3 protein-coding genes are annotated in these 3,041 nt (G+C 71.5%); all 3 read left to right on the top strand.

Going from position 1 to position 3,041, the window contains the following annotated elements; translation table 11 throughout:
• Positions 1-612: 612 nt before the first annotated feature.
• Positions 613-825: a hypothetical protein gene (locus tag HKK72_RS38085; RefSeq protein ID WP_187239239.1), complete on the top strand. Its 213-nt coding sequence runs from the start codon at positions 613-615 to the stop codon at positions 823-825.
• Positions 826-1,010: 185 nt separating this feature from the next.
• Positions 1,011-1,586, top strand: a complete 576-nt coding sequence (locus tag HKK72_RS38090; RefSeq protein WP_187239240.1) for a TetR family transcriptional regulator — start codon at positions 1,011-1,013, stop codon at positions 1,584-1,586.
• Positions 1,587-1,865: 279 nt separating this feature from the next.
• Positions 1,866-3,041: RtcB family protein (locus HKK72_RS38095; RefSeq protein ID WP_187239241.1), on the top strand; the 1,176-nt coding region annotated here is incomplete at its 3' end.

The raw sequence follows: 3,041 nt of genomic DNA on the forward strand, positions 1-3,041 counted from the left end.
GAGCTCCCCGAAGACCGCGTCGAGGCGGGCGGGAACACTGCGCAGAACGGACGGGTCAGGGTCGAGCCCGAGGTACACCGACAGCACATCCGGATGACGGCATCGCATCCCCATCAACTCGGTGAGCCGGCCGGTCTCCATCGTCATGACGGCGCCGTTCTCGCATCGGCGCCCGGGGCCGGCCGCGCACCACGGGGCCGGCGGTCCGCCGTGCGAACGGCCCGGCGGAGACTGTCGATTCCGGTGAAGGACATGGGATCCCCCTCCGTTCCTCGGCTCCGCTCACCACCCTTCGCGCACTCGGCCGGACGGGATAGGGCCCTGCGGACCGCGGTGCGGTGACCAAGGTCCCGCAGGCCGCCGGCCGTCAGGTCTGTGACGGCACTTTGTGACGGGGACGACCGGATGAATCGCGCCGCGTCGGCTCTCGGTGACCTCCGTCCCGGACATGCGCGGCCCATGGTCTGGAGGAACGCCGCGAATTGGGCCGCACGCCGCGCCGAAGGTGACGAAGGTCCCTGCGGAGCAGGGCACCGCACAACGGACCCTGGAAGGGGACCGGGTCCTTCCAGCACCGTTGAAGGGACATTGAGGGGATACGAGGAGCGCAGTATGAGCAGGCAGATAGCCTTCGGGGCCCGCGGGCCGTCGCGGGCCGCGCTGGAGGAGCGCATCCGTGAACTGGAGGCCAGGACGGCCACCCTCTCCGAGGCGGTCCGGTTGCTGGCGTACGCGCTCGGGGGCAATCCGCTGACCGAACCCGGGGAGGTCGCGGTGGCCCAGGCCGCCCGCAAGGCCCAAGGGCTGCTCAGTACGAGCCGCTGACCGCCTCGACCGCCGTCGGGCCGTCAGCGCCCCGGATTCCCCAGGCGTGTCCGGCCGATGTCACGCGGCGCGGTCGGTCTGTGTCATTCGGGCTTGACTCGCTGATCGTCACGCTATTCGCTTGGCATCCGTCCCCGGCGGGAGTCCGAGCCAGGGGGCCAGGTCAGTGAGGAGGCGAAGGCGACATGGGCGCAGGGCGAGAGCGGTCTTTGCGTGACGAACTGCTCGAAGCCGCGGCCGAGTTGCTCGCCCGGCGCGGCTACAAACGCCTGCGCATGCAGGACGTGGCGGACGCGGTGGGCGTGAGCAGGCAGACCGTCTACAACGAGTTCAGCGACAAATGGGGGCTCGCGCAGGCGGTCGTGCTCCGCGACAACGACGCCTATCTGGACGGTGTCGACGACGCCCTGTCACGCCACGAGGACCTGTGCTCGGCCGTCGCCGCCGCGGTGACCTACACTCTCAAGACCGCGTCCGACGACCCGCTCAAGAAGGCCATCCTCACCGGCGCGGACGGCGGGGACCTGCTGCCGCTCTTCACCACGCAGGCCGATCCCCTGCTGTTCGCCGCTCGCGCCCGCATCATCGACCACGCGGTGAGCCAGTGGCCAGGCCTCGATCGCGACACCGTGGCCGAGATCGCCGACGCCGCGGTGCGGCTCACGCTCAGCCACGTCGTCCTGCCCGCCGAACCACCCGAGACAGTGGCCCGGCTGATCGCCCGTATCGTGACTCGCTATCTCGGCGAACCCGCCCCGTGAACCGATGATCCGGCGACCGGGCGCGGGGCCTGGCGGGAAACCGGTTGGCGCGAGCACGCCACGCCACTAAGATCCAAAACGACCTCGCGGCTGCTGAACCGCAGGTGAAACGGCGGCGCCTCCGCCCGCAGCGGCATCCCCGCTCGGAGCGGTCACCCGTCCATGGCGGCATTCCGCCCGCGCGTGGGCCACGCCCGCTCCCGGCGGCACGCCCGCTCGATCCTCGCCATCGCCGCGTCCGCGCCGGCGATTCCACGTTCAGCACCCTGGAAGGTCCCCATGACCGCGCGCCAAGATCCGCGCCTTGTCCGTACCGACGACCACTGGCTTCACCTCCCCAATCCCTGGGGCGTCCCCGTCGACATCTGCGCCGGCGTCGACGTACCGCTGGAGAGCAGTGCCGTCGACGAGGTCCTCACCGTGCTCGAGACCGCCGTCACCCTGCGGCGGATGGCCGAGGCGGCCCCCGGCCCGTCCGGCCCCGAGCCGCGCATCACCCGTGTCGTCCTCACCCCTGACTTCCACAAGGGCGCCGGCATCCCCATCGGCACGGTCATCGAGACCGAGGGTGCACTGATCCCGCAGGCGGTCGGCAACGACGTGAACTGCGGTATGCGGCTGGAGACGACCTCGCTCCGCGCCGAGCAGGTCCGTCCCCGCCTCGACGCCCTCGAACGCCGCCTCAGGCACGCGTTCTTCGAAGGCGGCCGGCAGATCGCCCTCACCGCCGCCCAGCGCGAGGCGCTGCTCCGGGGCGGGCTGCCCGGGCTGCTGGACGCCCGCCGCGACACCGGCGACGGGCTCTGGCGGCACGTGCGGCCGCAGGACCTCGTGGACGGCCGCGACCGCCTGCATGCCCCGTGTCATCCCGCGTCCACGGCCGACGCCTTCGCCGACTGGATCCGCAGCGCCGGCGGCGCGAGCTACGACAGCATCATCGGCAGCCTGGGCGGCGGCAACCACTTCGCCGAGTTGCAGTACGTCTCAGCGATCCACAACGCGCCCGCCGCCTACGCGTGGGGGCTGTCCGCGGGGGCGGTCGTCCTCATGGTGCACAGCGGGTCACTGTCGCTCGGCCACCAGGCCAACGACACCGGCCGCAGCCGGGTCCGCTCCGTCTGGCCGGCGAACCTGCCGATGCCCGGCAACGGGATCATGCCCTTCCTGCTCGACGAGCGGTCTGAGCCCGCTCGCCGCCGCTATCTCGATGCCTTCGGCAACGCGGCCAACTTCGCTGTGGGCAACCGGTTCTTCCTCGCCCTGATGATGCGGTCAGCGCTGGCGGCGGTGTGCGGCGAGATGTCGTCCCGGCTGGTGTACGACGCGCCGCACAACCTGTTCTGGGCCGACGACGCTCGCGTGGTGCACCGCAAGGGAGCCACTCCGGCCGGCGGCTTCGCCGAGACGGGACCGTACGCCATGTGGGGCGAGCCCGTCATCGTGCCCGGTTCGATG

This window comes from Actinomadura sp. HBU206391, assembly GCF_014323665.1.
Taxonomy (GTDB): Bacteria; Actinomycetota; Actinomycetes; order Streptosporangiales; family Streptosporangiaceae; genus Actinomadura_C.